Raw genomic sequence first — 18,559 nt, 5'->3', positions numbered from 1 at the left:
ATCCTCACCGGTACGCGGGGGGGTTGGGGGCCAGATAGACGGTACGGTCGGCGGGCTCGGCCGGACAAGGAGCGGCCGTTGCGCACCGGTGAGCGGTCCGTTGCGTCCTTCACGGGTCCGGCGGCGATTCGTTGCGCGGCCTGACACACGACTGCAGGCGCAGGAAGCGCAGGGCTTTCCGCGCCGGACGGCGGAGGAGCGGTCCCGCCTGCGGCGCGATGTGGCGCGGGCGCGGTGCCGGAACAGTGGTGAGCGTTCGAAGCACCGCAGTCACCTGCCGAAAGGACCACCATTCGACGCGCACCTGGCCGCCGAGGACAGGGCCGATCCCTCGAAGGCCACCGGCACCTTCGAGTTCGGCCACTACCTGAACGGGAAGGGCGCCTGGGCGTAAAGGCGAAGGCCGACTGCCTGGTCACCGGCGGCAAGGTGGCCGTCGTCTCCGGGGTCATCACCGCCACGGACCGGCCGGGCCCGAAGGGCACCCGGGTCGGCGTCACGGTGCATGACCTCGGCCGCCACGACCGGCTCGGCTACAGCTGGGCGACGACCGAGGGCCTCGGCCCTGAGGACCTGCCCGAGTGCGTGAGCTCAGCGCCCTTCGAGAAGGTCAAGCGGGGCACCGGCGACTTCTCGGTCACTCCCTCGCAGCCCGAGCTCCAGCCGCCAGCAGCAGCGCCGTCAGCAGATAGGGCACCGCGAACCAGGTGAAGGCGGTGCCGTGCGAGGTCACCGAACCCGCCGCCGCGTACGCGCCGTACACGACGATCGTGGCCAGGCTGGTCCCGAGGCCCGCCACCGAGGTCAGCGTGGCCCGCGCGGTGTCGTCGATGCGCTCCTGGAGGCGGGCGTCGGCCAGGACGCTCGCCGACTGGAAGCCACCGAAGGCGAGGGCGACGAGGCCGAGCCCGGCCGGGGTGCCCACCGCGGCACCGGCGGCCAGGGCGATGGCGGCACCCGCGAGCAGCCCGGCGAGCCCGGCGGTGCCCAGCCGTTCGGCCGCACCGGCCAGCAGGCCTCCGGCGGTGGCCGCCGCCCAGATCAGCAGAAGCAGATAGGGAACGGTTTCTTCCGCCACGCCGGTGTCGCGCACCAGGAGCGGCGAGTACTCGTCGAGCGCGCCCCATACGGCGGTCACGGCCGGGACGAGCAGCAGGGCGCCGCGGACGGAGCGGTCGGCGCGGGCCTCGGCGAGTCCGGCGCGCAGGGTCGCCGCCCAGCCGTCGCCCTCGGCCCTCGCCTTCCGGTGCTCCGGGAACCGGGTCGCCGTCGCCGCCGCCAGCAGGAGGGCCAGTACGCTCGCCGCCCCCACGGCCTGATAGCCGCCGAAGGCGAACACCGGTCCGGCGAGGCCCATCGAGGCCATCACGGCCAGCAGGCCTGCCGCGCGGGTCCGGCCCATGACGCGGGCGTACCGGTCGGCCGCGCCGAGCCGGTCCAGTTCGTCGTGGACCAGTGCCTCCAGCGCGCCGGAGCCGAGCGATTCCCCGGCGCCCCACAGGACGAAGCCGATCGCGAAGGCCTCGTAGGCGGGGACGAGCACCCACAGGGCGAAGCCGGCGGCGGTGAGCAGGGGGCCGGCGCAGAGCAGTGACCGACGGGAGAACGTGTCGGCCCAGGCGCCGGAGGGGACCTCCACCACCAGGCTGGTGAGGGACCACAGGGCGAAGAGGGAGGAGATCTGCCAGACCGTGAGGCCGGTGTCGCTGAACAGCAGCGTGTACACCGGGTACAGCAGGATCAGGTCGTGGAGGAACGCGTAGCCGTACAGCGTGGACGTGAGCCGTCGGACGCCGGTGCCGGGCACACGCGCAGGTGAGAGTGTCATGGAGGCCTTCCCGCAGGGACGATTCGGACGCCGGGTCACGGCGTCCGAGGCGGCCCTCGGGAGGCATGGCTGCGGGATCAATGTCGCCAGGTCATGGCATCGATGCTAGGCCCTGTCCGGCGGGTCCCGCCCCCGAATTCAGGTCGGCGATCCCGACGAGAACCGCCGCAGCAGCGGCGAGAGCACCAGCACGGACTTCGTCCGCTCCACGAACGGCTCCCCCGCGATCCGCTCCAGGACCCGTTCGAAGTGGCGCATGTCGGAGGCGAAGACCTGGGCGATCGCGTCCGCGTCCCCGGTGACGGTGGACGCGGCCACGACCTCCTGGTAGCGCTCCAGGCCCCGCTGGATGGTCTCCGGCGAGGTGTTGCCCCGGCAGTAGATCTCGACGAACCCCTCGGTCTCCCAGCCCAGGGCCGCCGGGTCCACCCGTACGGTGAAGCCGGTGATGGCTCCGGTGGCCCGCAGCCGGTCCACGCGCCGCTTCACGGCGGGCGCGGACAGGCCGACCATCTGCCCGATGTCCGCGTAGGAGCGGCGGGCGTCCTCGGCGAGGGCGTGCACGATGCGTTCGTCGAGATCGTTCAGCACGGTGGGTCGATCACTTCTCAGATGTCGCGAGTCGGGAACGGCGGTAGCCGTACAGGAAGTAGAACACGAGTCCGACGGCCATCCAGACACCGAAGACCACCCAGGTCACGGCCGAGAGGCTGCCCATCATCCACAGGCAGAAGCCGAAGCCCAGCGCGGGCAGGACCGGCGAGAGCGGCACCCGGAAGGTGCGGGGCATCTCCGGGCGGGTCCGGCGCAGCACCACGACGGCCACATTGACCAGCGCGAAGGCGAACAGCGTGCCGATGCTGGTGGCGTCGGCGAGCTGGCCGAGCGGGATCGCGGCGGCCAGGACACCGCAGAACAGGGAGACGATCAGGGTGTTGGCGCGGGGGGTGCCGGTCTTCGGGTGGACCTTCGCGAACACCTTGGGCACGAGACCGTCCCGGGACATGGCGAACAGGATGCGGGTCTGGCCGTACAGCACGGTCAGCACGACACTGGCGATCGCGATGACGGCGCAGAACGCGAGCAGCGTGCCCCAGAAGGTCTGCCCGGTGACCTCACGCATGATCTGGGCGAGCGCGGCCTCCGAGTCGCTGAACTGCCGCCAGGGCTTGGCACCGACGGCGACGGCGGCGACCAGGACGTACAGCGCCGTCACGATGACCAGCGACAGCATGATGGCGCGCGGCAGGTCGCGCTGCGCGTCCTTGGCCTCCTCCCCGGCGGTGGAGGCGGCGTCGAAGCCGATGTAGGAGAAGAACAGGGTCGCTCCGGCCGCGCTGACGCCCGCCATCCCCAGCGGCATGAAGTTCTCGTAGTTGCCGGAGCGGAAGCCCTGGACGCCGATGGCGCAGAACAGCACCAGGGCGCCGATCTTCACGATGACCATCACGGTGTTGGCGCGGGCGGACTCGCGGGCACCGCCCAGCAGGAACGCCATGGCGAGGAGTACGACGATCAGGGCGGGCAGGTTGAAGACGCCGCCGTCTCCGGGCGGGGCGGACAGCGCGGCCGGGATGGTGACGCCGACGGTCCCGTCGAGCAGTTCGTTGAGGTACTCGCCCCAGCCGACGGCCACGGCCGCGACCGAAACGCCGTACTCCAGGACCAGACACCAGCCGCAGATCCAGGCGATCAGCTCGCCCATCGTTGCGTACGCATACGAGTACGAGGACCCCGAGACCGGGATGGTGCCCGCCAGTTCGGCGTAGGACAGGGCCGAGAACAGCGCCGTGAGACCGGCGATCACGAAGGCGAGGGTGACGGCCGGGCCGGCCTTCGGCACGGCCTCGCCGAGCACGACGAAGATGCCGGTGCCGAGCGTGGCACCGATGCTGATCATCGTGAGCTGCCACAGCCCGAGGGAGCGCCGGAGGCTGCCGCCCTCGCCCTGGCCGCCCTCCGCGACCAGGCGTTCCACTGGCTTACGACGCATGAGGCGCGCACCTGCGCCCGAGGACGGTGGGGCGGTCTGACTGCGGTTGTTCGGGGGTGCGCCTTGATCGAGCACGCGCTGGCTCCTTCGTCGCTGCCGGTCTTGGGTGGCGGGTACTGGCGGCCCCCCGCGAGGGCAGGGACCCACCGAGCGGGGTCCCCGCCACGCCACGTACAGCGCAGCACCCTATGAGCAGCGGCGTTGCTCGTGAAATGCAGCAACCTTGCGCATCACCGCAAGATCATTGCGTTCATCCGGACCGGGCGTAGGTTCGTTGCGCGGCGGCTGTCGACCGTTGCACCGTAACTGGTCAGCGAAGTCCCCTGATCAGGAAGGTGCATGGGTCGGTGCGCTCGTGCTGTACGCCGGCGGCGTCCGGGTACGGCACCCAGAGCGCCGCGGGGGCAGACGGTGGAGGTGCCGTCAGGTCCAGCTCGCGTGCAGCGGCTTGCCCTCGGCGTAGCCCGCGGCGCTCTGGATACCGACGATGGCCTTCTCGGCGAACTCCTCCAGGGAGGCGGCGCCTGCGTAGGTGCAGGAGGAGCGGACGCCCGCGATGATCGCGTCGATCAGGTCCTCGACGCCCGGGCGGGCCGGGTCGAGGAACATGCGGGAGGTGGAGATGCCCTCCTCGAACAGCGCCTTGCGGGCACGGTCGTACGCCGACTCCTCCGAGGTGCGGTTGCGCACGGCACGCGCGGAGGCCATGCCGAACGACTCCTTGTAGGGACGGCCGGAGGCGTCGTGCTGGAGGTCGCCCGGGGACTCGTACGTGCCCGCGAACCAGGAGCCGATCATCACGTTGGACGCACCGGCCGCGAGCGCCATCGCCACGTCGCGCGGGTGGCGGACACCGCCGTCGGCCCAGACGTGCTTGCCGTACTTCCTCGCCTCGGCTGCGCACTCCAGCACCGCCGAGAACTGCGGCCGGCCGACGCCGGTCATCATGCGCGTGGTGCACATGGCGCCGGGGCCGACGCCGACCTTGACGATGTCCGCGCCCGCCTCGATCAGGTCGCGCACGCCCGCCGCGGCGACGACGTTGCCCGCGACGACCGGAACCTGCGGGTCCAGGGCACGCACCAGCTTCAGGGCGCTGACCATCGACTCCTGGTGGCCGTGCGCGGTGTCGATGACGAGCGTGTCGACGCCCGCGTCCAGCAGTTGCTTGGCCTTGCCGGCGACGTCGCCGTTGATGCCGACGGCGGCGGCGATCCGCAGCCGGCCGCTCGCGTCGGTGGCCGGCGTGTACAGCGTGGCGCGCAGGGCGCCCTTGCGGGTGAGGATGCCGGCGAGCCTGCCGTCCTTGTCGACGGCGGGGGCGTAGCGGCGGTTGGCGCCGTCCAGAGCGTTGAAGGCCTCACGCGGGTCCATGCCGGCGTCGATGAGCAACAGGTCCTTGGACATGACCACTTCGAGCTGCGTGAACCGGTCCACGCCGCTCAGATCGCTGTCGGTGACCACGCCGATGGGCTTGAAGTTCTCGTCCACCACGACGCCGGCGTTGTGCGCGCGCTTCGGCAGCAGGGCGAGCGCGTCGGCGACGGTCTGGTGGGGAGCCAGCACGATGGGGGTGTCGAGGACGAGGTGGCGGCTCTTCACCCAGGAGACGACATCGGTGACGACGTCGATCGGGATGTCCTGCGGGATGACGACGAGGCCGCCGCGCCGGGCCACGGTCTCGGCCATGCGCCGGCCCGCGATGGCGGTCATGTTGGCGACGACCAGCGGGATGGTGGTGCCCGTGCCGTCCGGGGAGCTGAGGTCCACGCCCTGCCGCGAGCCGACCGCGCTGCGGCTCGGCACCATGAACACATCGTCGTAGGTCAGGTCGTACGCGGGCTGGATGTCGTTGAGGAAACGCACGTGCTGCACATCCCAGTCGATCAGAGGTGGCCCCCGGACAGGTCAGCCAGGGGGAAGAGCACGTACTTCATTGTCCCATGTCGGCCGGTACGCGATCCCCGGGCGGATCATCCAGGCTGGTCAGAGGCCTCCTTGGAGGAACCTCCAAGGGCCAGCACCACACCGAGCCCCCGCACGGCCTCCACCGCCTCGGCGAACACGTCCTGCGCGATCTCCCACTCCTCGGGCCGCGCCTTCGCGTACGGCCGCCATCCCCGCACGACGATCAGCAGCCCCCGCTCCACGGCGCCCTCCGGCCAGAGGGTGTGGTCGGCCAGGGAGTCGGCGAGGGCGTCCCAGTTGCGGCCGAACCAGCCGGGCAGCTCCAGGGCGCGGGCGCAGCGGTCCATCAGGCCCGCCTTGTCCGTGACCCCGTCGAGGTCCAGCGTGACCACGTGTTCCGTCATGTCGGCACGTCCCTGAGCAGTCGGTCGTCCGGGCAGGAGGGAGCGGCCGCTGCCGCCCCCTCCTGATGTTCCCTCAGGGCCCGTCCGGGTCCGCCCGGTTGAGCGCCGGCCTCGGCGTCGGCCCCGCCGTCATCAGGTAGTCGGCGGCCGACGTGTCCGTCACCAGGCTGGTGACGAGCCCGGAGCGCAGCACCGCGTCGATCGCCGCCGCCTTGCGCTGCCCGCCCGCGATCGCGACGACCTCCGGGATACGACGGAGCTGGTCGGCCTTGACGGTGATGCACCGCTCCCCCAGGTCCCGTCCGACCCGGCGGCCCTCGGCGTCGAAGAGGTGCGCGGACATCTCGGCGGCGACACCGAGGGAGGCGTAGTGGGAGCGCTCCTCCTCGGTGAGCATGTCGTGCACCGTGGAAATGCCCGGCTCCCAGGAGCCGATGGAGACGCAGGCGACGGTGACCTTGTCGAAGTGCTCGAAGGCCCGGGCGATCCCCGTCTGGTTGCGCAGTGCCGTGGCGGTGGCCGCGTCGGGCAGCAGCATGGGCGCGTAGATGGGGTGCGCGTCACCGCCGGACACCTGGGCGGCGCGCCGGACGGCCTCGACCGAACCGCGCTCGGCGGTCCCGGCGTCGTACACGCCCGTCAGCTGCACCACCGTGCACGGCGGCAGCCGGTCGAGCGCCGCCGCCATGTGGATGGTGGACCGGCCCCAGGCCAGCCCCAGCACATCTCCCTCGTTGACCAGTTCGCCGAGCAGGTCGGCGGCCACCTCTCCCAGGTTCTCGGGGTCGGGCGTCTCCTCGGCGTCGGCCGGGGACTCCACCACGACGGCGTGCCTCAGGCCGTAGCGGGCGCGCAGCGCGTCCGAGCGCTCGGCGTCCAGCTCGGCGGGCACACGGATCTCGATTCGTACGAGGTCCCGTTCGAGGGCGGTCTCCAGGACCCGGGCCACCTTGAAGCGGCTGACGCCGAACTCCTCCGCGATCTGGATCTTGGACTTGCCCTCAAGGTAGAAGCGGCGGGCCATGGCCGCCGCCTGCACCAGCTCAGCGGGTCCCATCCGCATGGCTGACCGGCCCGCCGACATACCCGACACGGCGATCTCCTCACTACTGTTCACACTCTGGATTCGCCGTTCATCCTTGCAGATCCGCGGCGCTTGATCAGCCCTGATCGGAGCCGTTCACGTTCCTGACGCTCAGTGGTCGCACGCCCACGACGCCTTGGCGGTGGCCGCCTCCGCCTGGGTGCGTAGTGCACGTACCGCCTCGGCCGGGTCGGACGCCCCGTAGACCGCCGATCCGGCCACGAAGACGTCGGCTCCGGCGTCGGCGCATTGCTCGATGGTGGAGGCCGAGACTCCGCCGTCGACCTGGAGCCAGAGCTCCAGGCCGTGCTTGCTGATCAACTCGCGGGTGCGACGGATCTTCGGAAGCATGATGTCGAGGAAGGCCTGTCCCCCGAAGCCCGGCTCGACCGTCATGATCAGCAGCATGTCGAGCTCGGGGAGCAGGTCCTCGTACGGCTCGATGGGCGTCGCGGGCTTCAGCGCCATGGAGGCGCGGGCGCCCTTGGCCCGGATCTCCCGGGCGAGCCGCACCGGCGCGGCGGCCGCCTCGACATGGAAGGTGACGGAACCGGCCCCCGCCTCGACGTACTGGGGCGCCCACCGATCGGGGGCCTCGATCATCAGATGGCAGTCCAGCGGGGTGTCCGTCGCACGGGCCAGGGACTCTACGACCGGCACGCCGAGCGTGAGGTTCGGTACGAAATGGTTGTCCATGACGTCGACATGGAGCCAGTCGGCCCCTTCGACCGCCTTCGCCTCGTCGGCGAGGCGGGCGAAGTCGGCGGACAGGATGCTGGGGTTGATCTGCGCGGCCATGACCCAAGCCTGCCATGTCCCGGCACGGATGTTCCCCCCGGTCCGGGCCCAGCACGTTCACCGGATGTTCCGCCGGGGCCGCGCATGCCCTGTCGGGCGGCCGACCGGCACCACGCATCGCCGTGGGGGTCGTCATGAGGCGACTCGAGAGCTGGAAGCAGGGAGCCATCCGGTTCGTGTGCGGGCGGCGCACGAAATGGCTGGTCGTGATCATCTGGTTGCTGATCTTCCTGGTCGCGGCGCCGTTCGGGGCGAAACTGAACGACGCACAGGACAACGACGCCCAGTCCTGGCTGCCCGGCTCCGCCGAATCCACCCAGGTCCTGGACATCTCCGAGGACTTCCGGCCGGAGCAGATCCCCGCAGTCGTCATCTACGCACGCGAGAACGGACTGACCGTCCAGGACCGACGGCAGATCTCCGCGGATGTCGCGCAGCTCAAGTCCTTGCGTGACCACGGAGTCCGCGGCGCGGAGACCCGCGGGCCCGTGTTCGACCGGCAGACCGCGCCCCGGGCCGCCCAGGTCCACGTGCCGATCACCATGGGCCCGGAGGGCTGGGAGCGCATCGCCGGCGCGGTCGACTCCATCCGCGACGAGGTGGGCGAGGGCGGCGGTGGCCTGACCGTGCACATCACCGGTCCCGGCGGCACGTCCGCGGACTTTGCCGACGCCTTCGAGGGCATCGACTCCACGCTGCTGTTCTCCGCGATGGCCGTCGTGATCGTGATGCTCCTGTTCACCTACCGCAGCCCCACCCTGCTGTTCGTTCCCCTGCTCAGTGTGGTGGTGGCCCTCTTCACCGCGCAGGCGCTGATCTATCTGCTGGCCCGGCACGCGGGCCTGACCGTCAACGGCCAGAGCGCGGGCATCCTCACCGTGCTCGTCTTCGGCGCGGGCACGGACTACGCGTTGCTGCTGGTCGCCCGGTACCGAGAGGAGTTGCGCCGGCACAGGAACCGGCACGACGCGATGCAGCTGGCCATGAACCGCGCGGGCCCGGCGGTGCTCGCCTCGGGCTCGACGGTCGTGCTGGGCATGCTGGTCCTGCTGGTCGCCGAGATGAACTCGACGCGGGGCCTGGGCCCGGTGGCGGCCATCGGCGTGCTGGTCGCTCTGCTCGCCATGCTCACCCTGTTCCCGGCCCTGCTGCTGGTCTGCCGCCGCTGGATCTTCTGGCCGGCCATCCCGCGCTTCGGAACCTCCGATCCGACCGAGCACGGAGTCTGGGCTCGCATGGGCCGCCGCATCGCCCGCCGCCCGCGCCTCGTCTGGGGCGTCACGGCGGTCGCGCTCGCCGCGCTGTCGCTCGGCCTGTTCCAGCTGCGCGCGGCGGGCATCTCCAACGCGGACGCGTTCACCGAAAAACCGGACTCGATCGTGGGCCAGGAGGTGTCCGCGCGCTACTTCCCGGCGGGCACCGGCGATCCGCTCGTCATCGTCTCCAACAGCGCACAGGCCGTGCAGGTGGGCCGCGCGGTCGCCGCGGACCCCGGTGTCGTGCCACGGAGCATCGGCGTACCACCCGGGACCGCGCCCGAGCACGAGGGGAAGGTGCTCTTCGAGGCGACCATGCGCGCTCCCGCCGACAGCTCGGCGGCGAAGGACACCGTGGAGCGGGTGCGCGACGAGGTGCACGCCGTGGACGGCGCCGACGCGCAGGTCGGCGGTGGCACGGCGGCCCTGCTGGACATGGACGAGGCCCAGACCCATGACAACTACCTGGTCATCCCGCTGGTCCTGACCGTGGTCCTGCTCGTGCTCGGCTTCTTGCTGCGCGCGCTGGTGGCACCACTGCTGCTGGTCGCGACCGTGATGCTGTCCCTGGCCACCGCGCTGGGCATCAGCGCGCTCGCCTTCCGTCACGTGTTCGGCTACGCGGGCGAGGACGTGGCCTTCCCGCTGTTCGTCTTCGTGTTCCTGGTGGCGCTGGGCATCGACTACAACATCTTCCTGACCACCCGCGTCCGCGAGGAGGCCATCCGCCAGGGCACCCGGCCCGGCGTGGTCACGGCCCTCGCCTCGACCGGCTCGGTGATCACCTCGGCCGGCCTGGTCCTCGCGGGTACGTTCGCCGCGCTCGCCACGCTCCCGCTGGTGGGCTTCGCGGAGATCGGCTTCGCGGTCGCCCTGGGCGTGCTGCTCGATACGTTCGTCGTCCGTTCCGTGCTGGTCACCTCGCTCTTCCTCGACGTGGGGAAGAAGGTGTGGTGGCCGCACCGGTTGTCCCGCCACGACGGGGCGGACGGCACCGAAACGGTGGCGGAGAAGCAGCGCGGGGAGGTCAGGCGCTCCTCGGAGTGAGCACGCCGCGCGGGGCGTCGGCGCCGCGCGGTGTAGGTTCTCGTTTCTCCTGGCCAAGTCCAACGTCCGGACCTGGGGATCCATAGCTGTCTCGGTAGTGGCCAACCTCGTTGTGTCTCAGGATCTTGGCACCGACGCAGAACATCCCCATTACGGCCAAGGTGTCTGCCATCCGCCGGTCGCCCCCGGTGACGCCTGCGCGCGATGGGCCGCGAGGAGCCGGCGCAGGGCGTCGACACTCTCCTTGGTGCGGTCCGGCGCGCCGGACGTGACCTGGTGGAAGACCAGGCCGTCCAGGGCCGCGAAGACGATCTCCGTCATCTCCTGTGACACGTCGAAGCAGGCCAAGGCCTCTCGGACGGCGTCGCGGTACGCGTCATAGAGCACGTCTACGTGGTGGCGCAGCTCCGGCCGTCGGCGGGATTCGAGCTTCAGCTCGTACTGGAAGGCCTGGACGTCGGGGTCGGCCGCGATGAAGTCGGCCAGGGTCGCGGCGAAGTCCGGCGTGGCCCATCTGGTCAAGCCCGACTGGATCAAGCCAGGCGCCACCGTCCTGTCCGTGGGCATCACCCGGACCGTCGAGGGCATCCTCGGAGACGTCCACCCGGACGTCGACCAGGTCGCGGGCTCCCTCGCACCGCCGGTCGGCGGAGTGGGGCCGATGACCCGCGCCATGCTGCTGACCAACATCGTCGAGACCGCGGAGCGCGGCTGACGTCGACGCAGTGCGTGGGGGCCGGGCCGCGCAAGGTCCTGCCCCCACTCCGCATGCGTCGCCGGGCGGCTGGAGAGCCGCCCGCGCACCTACACCCGACCGGAGTAGTTGGTGTAGCACTCCACCGGGTCGCCCTCGTAGCTCCAGGGCCAAGGCGTCACCAGCCCGCCGACCGCGGAGAAGACCGGTCCGGCATCACCGCTGCGGCCCGCCCGGATCAGGGCGTAGGCGAGGATTCCCAGGTCCGCGACGGCGGCCGCGTGACGCGGGTGACCCGGTTGCAGCCAGTAGGCCGTGCCCTGGTCCAGCAGCCGTGCGGTGTGCGGCTGCGACCAGTACCGGCTCACCCCCAGCGCCTGGACTCCTCCGCCGCTCCTTTCGCGGTGGTACTGCCGCACAGCCGCCGTCAGCGGAAGGCATGCCGTCGGCGCGTCCCACGGCATGACCGCGATGGCATCGTCGAGGAAGTCCCGCAGCGCGGCCTGGCTGCCCTGCTCCTCCGGGGAGAGGTAGCCCAGGATCTGCAGATGCGCCTCCCGGTGCCATGGATCACGCGCGCGTATCTCCTGCCAGACGGGGGAAAGTTCAGAGCTCGGCCGCCCCAGGAGCCGCAGCGCCGCCAGCGCGCCCACCCACGGGGTCGGATCAGCAGGGCGGGCATCGGCGGCGACGCGGCAGAGCGCCAGGGCCCCACGCGGGTCGGTCGCCAGTTCGGACCACACGGCCAGCGCCAGGGCATCCGGGTCGTGGGGCCGGCGCTCGCGCCAGCCCCGGGCCAGCGCGGGCGCGGCCTGCGCGAGGACGCCGATCCGGTGGCAGCGGCGGTCCCAGTCGTCGCCGGTCTCCCGCAGGAGCCGCTCCACCTGGGCGATGGCGAGGTCCTGCAGCCCGGGGCCACGGGCGGCGGCGATGCCTCTCAGCACCCGGCCCAGCGGAACGTCGTCGAGTTCGGGGGCGAGGCGGGGTGCCTGTCGCTTGGGGCCGAAGAGAGCCATGTCCTTTTCAGTGTCCGTCGTGTTCAGTGTCTGTCGTGGGCGGCCCGGACCAGCGCGTCGAACAGGCCCTGCTGGGCCGGGTCCTGGTCCGCGGTGTCCTCGGGGTGCCATTGCACCGCCGTGAACCACCCCGGGTGTCCAGGCAGTTCGAGCCCCTCCACCGTGCCGTCGGCGGCCCGCGCGGTGACCGTGAGCCCGACGCCGATGCGGTCGACTCGCTGGTGGTGGTAGCAGGAGGCATCCGTCTTCTCGGCGCCGATGGCCCTTTCGAGCAGGGTGCCGCGCTGGATCGCGACCGGGTGCACGACGTGCCGGTGTTCGCGGTCCGCGCCGCCCATGTCCTGTTCCAGGCTCCCGCCGAGGGCGACGTTCACCACCTGCAGCCCGCGGCAGATCGCGAGCATGGGCAGGCCCGAGTCCAGGGCCCGCCGGGCGACTTCGAGGTCGAACACGTCCTGGAGGTCGTCGACGTCATAGACGCTGTCATGGGTGTCGGTGGCGCCGTACCGGTGCGGGGCCAGGTCCCCGCCGCCCGGGAGCAGCACGCCGTCGAAGCGGGCGAGCCGCTCGGCCACTCCGGCTCCGGCCGGGTCGGCGGGATGGATGCTCACCGGCTCGCCCCCGGCCCGCCACACGGCCTCGACCAGCGCATGGGCGTTGACCTCGGCGGCGTAGCGGAGCGCGGACGTGGTGGCGGCGAACCTGGCGGGAATCGCGATCAGGGGTCGCTTGTGCGTACGGGTCACAGCTGGATCCAGGTGGTCTTCAGTTCGGTGTACTTCTCGAGGGCGTGGGCGGACTTGTCGCGGCCGTTGCCGGACTGCTTCATGCCGCCGAAGGGGACGGTCAGGTCGCCCTCCTCGTAGCAGTTGACCCAGACCGTCCCGGCCTTGAGCGCACGCGAGACCTTGTGGGCGGTGGACAGGTCGGAGGTCCACAGGCCGGCGGCGAGGCCGTACTCGGTGGCATTGGCCAGCCGTACCGCCTCGTCGAGGTCGTCGAAGGCGAGGACGGACAGGACGGGGCCGAAGATCTCCTCGCGGGCCAGCCGCATGCCGGGGTCGACCCGGTCGAACACGGTGGGCCGCAGGTAGCTGCCGCCGGTCTCGGCCAGGGCCCGGCCCCCGCCCGCGCGCAGCCGGGCGCCCTCGTCCAGACCGGAGGCGACATGCTCCAGGACCCTGCCGAGGTGGCAGTCGCCGACCAGCGCGCCCATCTCGGTGGCCGGATCGAGCGGGTCGCCCACCCGCAGCTCGCGCGCCCGCGCCACGACGGCCTCCGTGACCTGTTCGGCGATGGAGGAGTGGACCAGCAGCCGGGAGGGCGCCGTGCACATCTCGCCCTGGTTGAAGAAGATGCCCCAGGCCGCGGTCGCCGCGGCCTTCTCCAGGTCGGGGGCGTCGGGCAGCACGATGTTCGGTGACTTGCCGCCGAGTTCGAGCCAGACGCGCTTGAGGTTGGAGTCGGCGGCGTAGCGCAGGAAGTGGCGGCCGACGGCGGTGGATCCGGTGAAGGCCAGGACATCAACGTCGGGGTGGAGGCCGAGTGCCCGGCCGGCCACCGGCCCGTCACCGGTCACGACGTTGAGGACGCCCGGCGGCAGTCCGGCGTCGGTGGCGACGCGGCCGAGGAGGAGGGCTGACAGCGGAGAGGACTCCGACGGCTTCAGGACGACCGTGCAGCCGGCGGCGAGCGCGGGCGCGACTTTCCAGCTCGCCAACGTGAGCGGGAAGTTCCACGGCACGACGGCCCCGACGACACCGGTCGGCTCCCGGGTGATCAGGGCGAGCGAGTCAGGGGCGGTACGGGGGGACTCGTCGGTGAGTTTGTCGGCGAGCTGCCCGTACCAGCGGAAGGTGTTGATCGCGGCGCGCAGCTCGATGGCGTACGCGTCCGTGATCGGTTTGCCCATCTCTAGGCTCACGGTCAGCGCCAGTTCCTCGCGCCGCTCCTGAAGCAGCTCGGCGATCCGCAGCAGGACCCGGCCCCGCTCGGCGGGCGCCAGGTGCGGCCACGGCCCGGTGTCGAAGGCGCGGCGCGCCGCCGCGACGGCGAGATCGACCTCCGCCTCCCGCGCGTCGGCGACCTGGACCAGGGTCTGGCCGTCGCGAGGGGAGACCACGGCGAACGATCCACCGTCACCGGCCTCGTCGTTGCCGTCGATGTGGTGCTGCGTGGGCAGATCGAGTCCCTTGGCGCGGCGCAGCAGTTCCTCATGGGTGGCGTTCAGCACGCGCTCTCCATCTCCGTCCCATCCGTTTCATCAGCTTCGTTCGTTTCGTTCGTTTCGTTCGTTTCGTTGGTTGGCAACGACTCAAGCTGTTCGACAAGGCCCGATACGGCCGGGGCGCAGGCTCCGGCCGTATCGGTGAGGGATCGCGGTGTTCAGTCGGTGGTCGCTGCCCTGGACCGCGTCAGCCGGGCGGCGACGACGCCGAGGATCAGCACCACCGGAACGGTGGCCTGGAGCCATAGGGCCGTGGTCCGGTCGCCGCCGATGAGGGTCGTGAAGTTGGCGATGATGAGCCAGATGGCACCGGCGATGCCGAGCGCGCCCAGGACGGGGGCGATCAGGGTGTTCCAGGGGCGGGTGTCGGCGCCCGAGCGGCGGAAGAACACGACGACCGAGACCGAGGTCAGGAAGTACAGCAGCATGATGCCGAGGACCGCGACCCCGCTGAACCAGGAGAAGAGGGTCAGCACCGGGTCCTTGCCCAGGACCGCGAAGGGCACCACGAGCAGCACCGCGATCGCGGTCTGCACGGTGCCCGCCACCCAGGGCGAGTGACGCCGGTTGAGGGCGGTCAGTCCGTGCGGCAGGAGCCCTTCGCGGCCGAGGGAGAACAGGTAGCGGTTGGCGGAGTTGTGGAAGGCCAGGAGGCCGGCGAAGAGGGAGGTGGCCAGCAGGATCGGCAGCACGTCGCCCACCCAGCCGCCGAACTGGGCGGCGATCGGCGCGAAGACGAAGGCCGTGGCGTCGCCGCTCTCCAGGGCCTTGCCCGCCTCGGCCGCGGCCTGGGAGGCGCCGTGCGCGGAGACCAGCATCCATGCGGTGAAGGCGAAGAAGCCGGTGACCACCGCGACGGACAGGTAGGTGGCCCGGGGGACGGTCTTGTGGGGTTCGCGGGCCTCCTCGCCGTAGATGGCGGTGGCCTCGAAGCCGAACACCGACGCCACGGCGAACATCAGCGCCACGCCGGGAGCACCCTGGAGCGCGGCGGACGGCGAGAAGCTGTCCGTGAGGCCGAGCCCCTCGGGGCCACCGCCCTTGAAGAGGGTCACGAGGGCGAAGGCGATCAGGATGCTGAACTCGGCCAGCACGAAGACGGCGAGGATCTTGGCGCCCATCTCGATGCCGGAGGCGCCGAGAACCTGCACGATCGCCATGGTGACGAGGGCCCAGACCCACCACGCCACGTGCGCTCCGGTGTGGTACTCGACAAGGCCGCTCATGATGCTTCCGTACAGCCCGTACATGCACGCCTGGACGGCGCAGTAGGCGAAGAGCGCGACGGCGGCGCTGCCGGAGCCGGCCGAGCGGCCGAGCCCCTTGCCGATGTACGTGTAGAAGGCGCCGGCGTCCACGACGTGGCGGCCCATGGCGACGAAGCCCACGGAGAACAGCAGGATGATGACGCCGGCCGCGAGATAGGCGGCCGGAGCGCCGGCGCCGTTGCCGATGGCGATGGCGATGGGCACGGCCCCGGCGATGCCGGTCAGCGGCGCCTGGGCGGAGAGGACGAAGAAGAGGATGCCGAGGACACCGAGCGAGTTGGGCTTGAGTCTGCCTGCCACGGATGCGTCATCAGCGGTCTGCGTGGCGACCGCGGTCTGACTGTCCACTCGAATCACCTGCCGGGGAACGGGGAGGGGCGGGAAATTGTTTTAGGCCAAACGAGTTGCCTCATGGTGGGCTGGAACTATCCGTTTGGCAAGGGGTTGCGGTGAGATCCTTCTGCGGACGCGGAGGTCTTTGCAGGACCGTGATTCAGGCGGCGGGCCGGTCGGCCGTGCCCCGGCGTACGAGTCGTACGACGACCGACTTCGACGTCTTCTGGTTGACGCTCAGCAGGGTCAGCAAGGTCCGCTTGGCGCCCGTCTGGCGGCCGCCGTGCCGCAGCGACTGGACGACGGCCGGTATGCCGGCCGCGTACTTCTTGGGTGGGCCCACGGTCAGACCGCTGTCGCCAGGGCCGTTCTCCGGTGACCCGGACGCCATCGGCGACATGCCGAGTTCCCGTCTCTACTCGTGCACCGTGATGGCCTGCAGCGGGCAGACCTCGGCGGCCTCGTACAGCTCCTCGGCGCTCCCCTCGTCCACGTCGGCCACGTAGACGTCGGTCGCCCGCGACCGCAGGGACAGGCGCCCCTCGTCGTCCAGTGCGAACAGGTCGGGGGCCGCGTACACGCACTGGCCGTGGTCCTGGCACTTGTTGAGATCGACTTCGACCTTCATGACGGCTCCTGCCTCTCGGAGGGGTCGGGGGGGTCAGAGAAAACGGACGGGGAGATGGGTGATCGTGCGCAGGAACTCGGTATGGGCGAAGCTGGGCTCGCCCGCCGGCTCGACACCGGAGAACCGGTTGACGATCGAGCTGAAGACGATGTCGGCCTCGGCGCGGGCCAGGACCTGGCCCGCGCAGCCGTGCATGCCGGAGCCGAACGCCAGGTGCTGGCTGGCGGCGACCGGGCGGGTGTGGTCGAAGGTGTCGGGGTCGGCGAAGACCTCGGGGTCGCGGTTGGCGGAGGCGATGAGCAGGGCCAGCGCCTCTCCGGCCGGCACGGTGGTGTCGCCGATGACCGTGTCCTGCGTGGTCAGGCGCACCACCATCGACTCGGGCGTGTCGATCCGCAGGATCTCGTTGATGATGCCGGGCCGCGCCTCCGGCTCGTCCCGATAGGCGGCGAACAGCTCGGGCCGCCGCGCCATCAGCCAGATGCCGTGGTTGATCAGGTGCTTGACGTCGAGGTGGCCCACGGCGAAGAACAGGAAGATCGTGTAGACGACTTCTTCCTCGGTCATCCTGCCCTCGTCCTGCGCGGCGATGAAGGCGTCGATCAGTCCCTCTCCGGGGTGGGCGCGCTTGTCGGCCACCAGTCGGCGGATGTGCTCGGCGAACCAGGCGAACGCCTCCGTGGTGGCGCGGGCCTCCTCGTCATTGCCGCCGGGGCCGAGGCTCAGCCCGATCTCGTAGGTCTTGCGCTGGATGGTGTCCATCTCGGTCGGCTCGATGCCGAAGATGTGGCAGGTCGTCTCGAAGGTGCACTTCAGGGAGAGGCCGTCGGCCGCGTCCAGGGTGCCGTCGCCCTTCTCGACCCCGTCGAGCACGGCCTCCACGGAGGCGCGCATCACCTTGGACCACTCCTCGACGGCCTTGGGCGTGAACCAGCGGTTGGTGATCCGCCGCAGCCGCGTGTGGTCGGGGGCGTCCTTGCCGAGCATGGTGTGGTGGATCGGGGTGGCCGGACCGAAGTCGAGCTGCTGCACGCTCAGGGTGGGGTTGCGGATCAGCCGGGCGACGTCCTCGTAGCGGGAGACGACGTACAGGCCGACCGGATGCCTGTAGACAGGGTGCTCCTGCCGCAGCCGCGCGTAGTACGGGTACGGGTCCGCACGGAAGCCGGGGTCACGGAAGGGCAGCAGGTCCTCGGTGGCGGACGCGGGTCCGGCGGTGGTGACGGTCATGGCGAGGCACTCCTCGTATCGGGCGCGAGGCGGAGGGAAGCCGGGAGTGGCAAAGGGGAGGCGGCCAGTGGCCCTGCACCGCGAGAATTATCCACTCGGATAATTCCGTCAATACTTCGCGGGCAGGTAATCAACTCTTTACGCCGCCTGAAACAGACGAGTCCCCGTCGCCGGGCGACGGGGACTCGTCCTGACCTGCTGTTATGGCAGGGACAACGACATGGGCGGCTACTCTGCCGCTCCAGGCTTCCGGGTCAGCAGTGACCGCAGCTCCTTCAGCGCGGCCTCGGTGACGTCCGGCTCATCGAGGATCAGCTGATGCAGTACGAGACCTTCCAGGGCGGCGAAGACGAGCCGGGTCAGGGCAGGGCTGGTGCCTTCGGGCAGGCTGCGGGACAGTTCCCTCTCCGTGGCCTGGAAGTACTCGTCGTACAGCGCGCGGATCTGCGGCAGCAGCTCGGGCCTGCGCCGGGACTCGAGCATGAGCTCGTACTGGAACGTCTGCAGGGCCGGCTCACGCGTGACCATGTCCGCCAGTCCCGCCGCGAAGTCCGCGATGTCGCCCGTGCCGGGTTCCAGCGAGCTCGTACTCGCGCTGGTGCGCACCGCGTGTTCGAGGGCTGCCTCGATGAGCGCGTCCCGGGAACCGAAGTGGTGCACCACGAGCCCGTGCGTGACACCCGCCTCCTCCGCGACGGCGCGATAGGTGAGCTTGCGCAGCCCGCCCCGGGCCACCACGCGCACGGCCGCGTTGAGCAGGGCCTCACGGCCGGTCCCGTAGTCCACCCGCTTGCGGGGCCTGGCCGGGGGCTTGTCGGAGGAATCGCTCATGAGCGCGACCTTAC

At 70.9% G+C, this 18,559-nt stretch carries 17 protein-coding genes and 2 pseudogenes; 3 read left to right on the top strand and 16 right to left on the bottom strand.

The window, feature by feature from the left end:
- Window positions 1-292: 292 nt before the first annotated feature.
- Window positions 293-711 (top strand): annotated as a pseudogene (locus NW895_RS14675) (hypothetical protein); the annotation flags it as partial.
- On the opposite strand, the gene NW895_RS14670 reads toward NW895_RS14675, so the two are convergent.
- The 7 genes from NW895_RS14670 to rpe all read right to left on the bottom strand — a co-directional run bounded on the left by NW895_RS14670 (window position 638) and on the right by rpe (window position 8,015).
- Entirely contained in the window at window positions 638-1,828 is a 1,191-nt protein-coding gene (locus NW895_RS14670) for an MFS transporter (RefSeq protein WP_289935935.1), read from the bottom strand. The pseudogene NW895_RS14675 and the gene NW895_RS14670 sit on opposite strands and share 74 nt — an antisense overlap.
- 138 nt (window positions 1,829-1,966) lie before the next feature.
- A complete protein-coding gene (locus NW895_RS14665; RefSeq protein ID WP_289935934.1) occupies window positions 1,967-2,419 on the bottom strand; it encodes an Lrp/AsnC family transcriptional regulator in 453 nt (150 codons plus the stop codon).
- A 10-nt stretch (window positions 2,420-2,429) separates the two neighbouring features.
- Window positions 2,430-3,896 (bottom strand): amino acid permease, encoded by a 1,467-nt coding sequence (locus tag NW895_RS14660; RefSeq protein WP_289935933.1) that lies wholly within the window; start codon window positions 3,894-3,896, stop codon window positions 2,430-2,432.
- A gap of 348 nt (window positions 3,897-4,244) precedes the next feature.
- On the bottom strand, window positions 4,245-5,687 hold the full coding sequence (locus NW895_RS14655) for a GuaB1 family IMP dehydrogenase-related protein (RefSeq protein WP_289936021.1): 1,443 nt from the start codon (window positions 5,685-5,687) through the stop codon (window positions 4,245-4,247).
- Window positions 5,688-5,794: 107 nt separating this feature from the next.
- Window positions 5,795-6,133: a barstar family protein gene (locus tag NW895_RS14650; protein WP_289935932.1), complete on the bottom strand. Its 339-nt coding sequence runs from the start codon at window positions 6,131-6,133 to the stop codon at window positions 5,795-5,797.
- A 73-nt stretch (window positions 6,134-6,206) separates the two neighbouring features.
- Entirely contained in the window at window positions 6,207-7,250 is a 1,044-nt protein-coding gene (locus NW895_RS14645) for a sugar-binding domain-containing protein (RefSeq protein ID WP_289935931.1), read from the bottom strand.
- A 78-nt stretch (window positions 7,251-7,328) separates the two neighbouring features.
- Complete coding sequence (gene rpe, locus NW895_RS14640; RefSeq protein ID WP_289935930.1) at window positions 7,329-8,015, bottom strand: ribulose-phosphate 3-epimerase; 687 nt, start codon at window positions 8,013-8,015, stop codon at window positions 7,329-7,331.
- A gap of 134 nt (window positions 8,016-8,149) precedes the next feature.
- Between rpe and NW895_RS14635 the strand changes: the two genes are divergently transcribed.
- A complete protein-coding gene (locus tag NW895_RS14635; RefSeq protein ID WP_289935929.1) occupies window positions 8,150-10,318 on the top strand; it encodes an MMPL family transporter in 2,169 nt (722 codons plus the stop codon).
- A 150-nt stretch (window positions 10,319-10,468) separates the two neighbouring features.
- Here the strand turns inward: NW895_RS14635 and NW895_RS14630 are convergent, their stop codons facing one another.
- Window positions 10,469-10,885 carry a hypothetical protein gene (locus NW895_RS14630; protein WP_289935928.1) on the bottom strand — a complete coding sequence of 139 codons (417 nt, stop codon included), beginning with the start codon at window positions 10,883-10,885 and terminating at the stop codon, window positions 10,469-10,471.
- Between NW895_RS14630 and NW895_RS14625 the strand changes: the two are divergent.
- A pseudogene (locus tag NW895_RS14625) lies at window positions 10,818-11,033 on the top strand (bifunctional methylenetetrahydrofolate dehydrogenase/methenyltetrahydrofolate cyclohydrolase); the annotation flags it as partial. The gene NW895_RS14630 and the pseudogene NW895_RS14625 sit on opposite strands and share 68 nt — an antisense overlap.
- Before the next feature lie 89 nt (window positions 11,034-11,122).
- Here NW895_RS14625 and NW895_RS14620 read toward each other — a convergent pair.
- The 8 genes from NW895_RS14620 to NW895_RS14585 form a co-directional block, all read right to left on the bottom strand.
- Window positions 11,123-12,028 (bottom strand): hypothetical protein, encoded by a 906-nt coding sequence (locus NW895_RS14620; protein ID WP_289935927.1) that lies wholly within the window; start codon window positions 12,026-12,028, stop codon window positions 11,123-11,125.
- A gap of 23 nt (window positions 12,029-12,051) precedes the next feature.
- A complete protein-coding gene (locus NW895_RS14615; RefSeq protein ID WP_289935926.1) occupies window positions 12,052-12,774 on the bottom strand; it encodes a gamma-glutamyl-gamma-aminobutyrate hydrolase family protein in 723 nt (240 codons plus the stop codon).
- Complete coding sequence (locus NW895_RS14610) at window positions 12,771-14,261, bottom strand: aldehyde dehydrogenase (protein ID WP_289935925.1); 1,491 nt, start codon at window positions 14,259-14,261, stop codon at window positions 12,771-12,773. The genes NW895_RS14615 and NW895_RS14610 overlap by 4 nt, the downstream gene beginning before the upstream one ends.
- Before the next feature lie 152 nt (window positions 14,262-14,413).
- Window positions 14,414-15,871 carry an APC family permease gene (locus NW895_RS14605; RefSeq protein WP_289935924.1) on the bottom strand — a complete coding sequence of 486 codons (1,458 nt, stop codon included), beginning with the start codon at window positions 15,869-15,871 and terminating at the stop codon, window positions 14,414-14,416.
- Between the two features lie 145 nt (window positions 15,872-16,016).
- Complete coding sequence (locus tag NW895_RS14600) at window positions 16,017-16,256, bottom strand: hypothetical protein (protein WP_289936027.1); 240 nt, start codon at window positions 16,254-16,256, stop codon at window positions 16,017-16,019.
- A 15-nt stretch (window positions 16,257-16,271) separates the two neighbouring features.
- Window positions 16,272-16,484: a ferredoxin gene (locus NW895_RS14595; RefSeq protein ID WP_289935923.1), complete on the bottom strand. Its 213-nt coding sequence runs from the start codon at window positions 16,482-16,484 to the stop codon at window positions 16,272-16,274.
- A 33-nt stretch (window positions 16,485-16,517) separates the two neighbouring features.
- A complete protein-coding gene (locus tag NW895_RS14590) occupies window positions 16,518-17,714 on the bottom strand; it encodes a cytochrome P450 (protein ID WP_289935922.1) in 1,197 nt (398 codons plus the stop codon).
- 228 nt (window positions 17,715-17,942) lie between these two features.
- On the bottom strand, window positions 17,943-18,545 hold the full coding sequence (locus NW895_RS14585) for a TetR family transcriptional regulator (protein WP_289935921.1): 603 nt from the start codon (window positions 18,543-18,545) through the stop codon (window positions 17,943-17,945).
- Window positions 18,546-18,559: the final 14 nt, after the last annotated feature.

The sequence above is a fragment of the Streptomyces sp. S.PNR 29 genome, from assembly GCF_030386795.1.
Classification (GTDB): domain Bacteria; phylum Actinomycetota; class Actinomycetes; order Streptomycetales; family Streptomycetaceae; genus Streptomyces.
The sequence above is the reverse complement of the archived record's forward strand: the minus strand, read 5'-3'. Positions and strand labels throughout refer to the sequence as shown.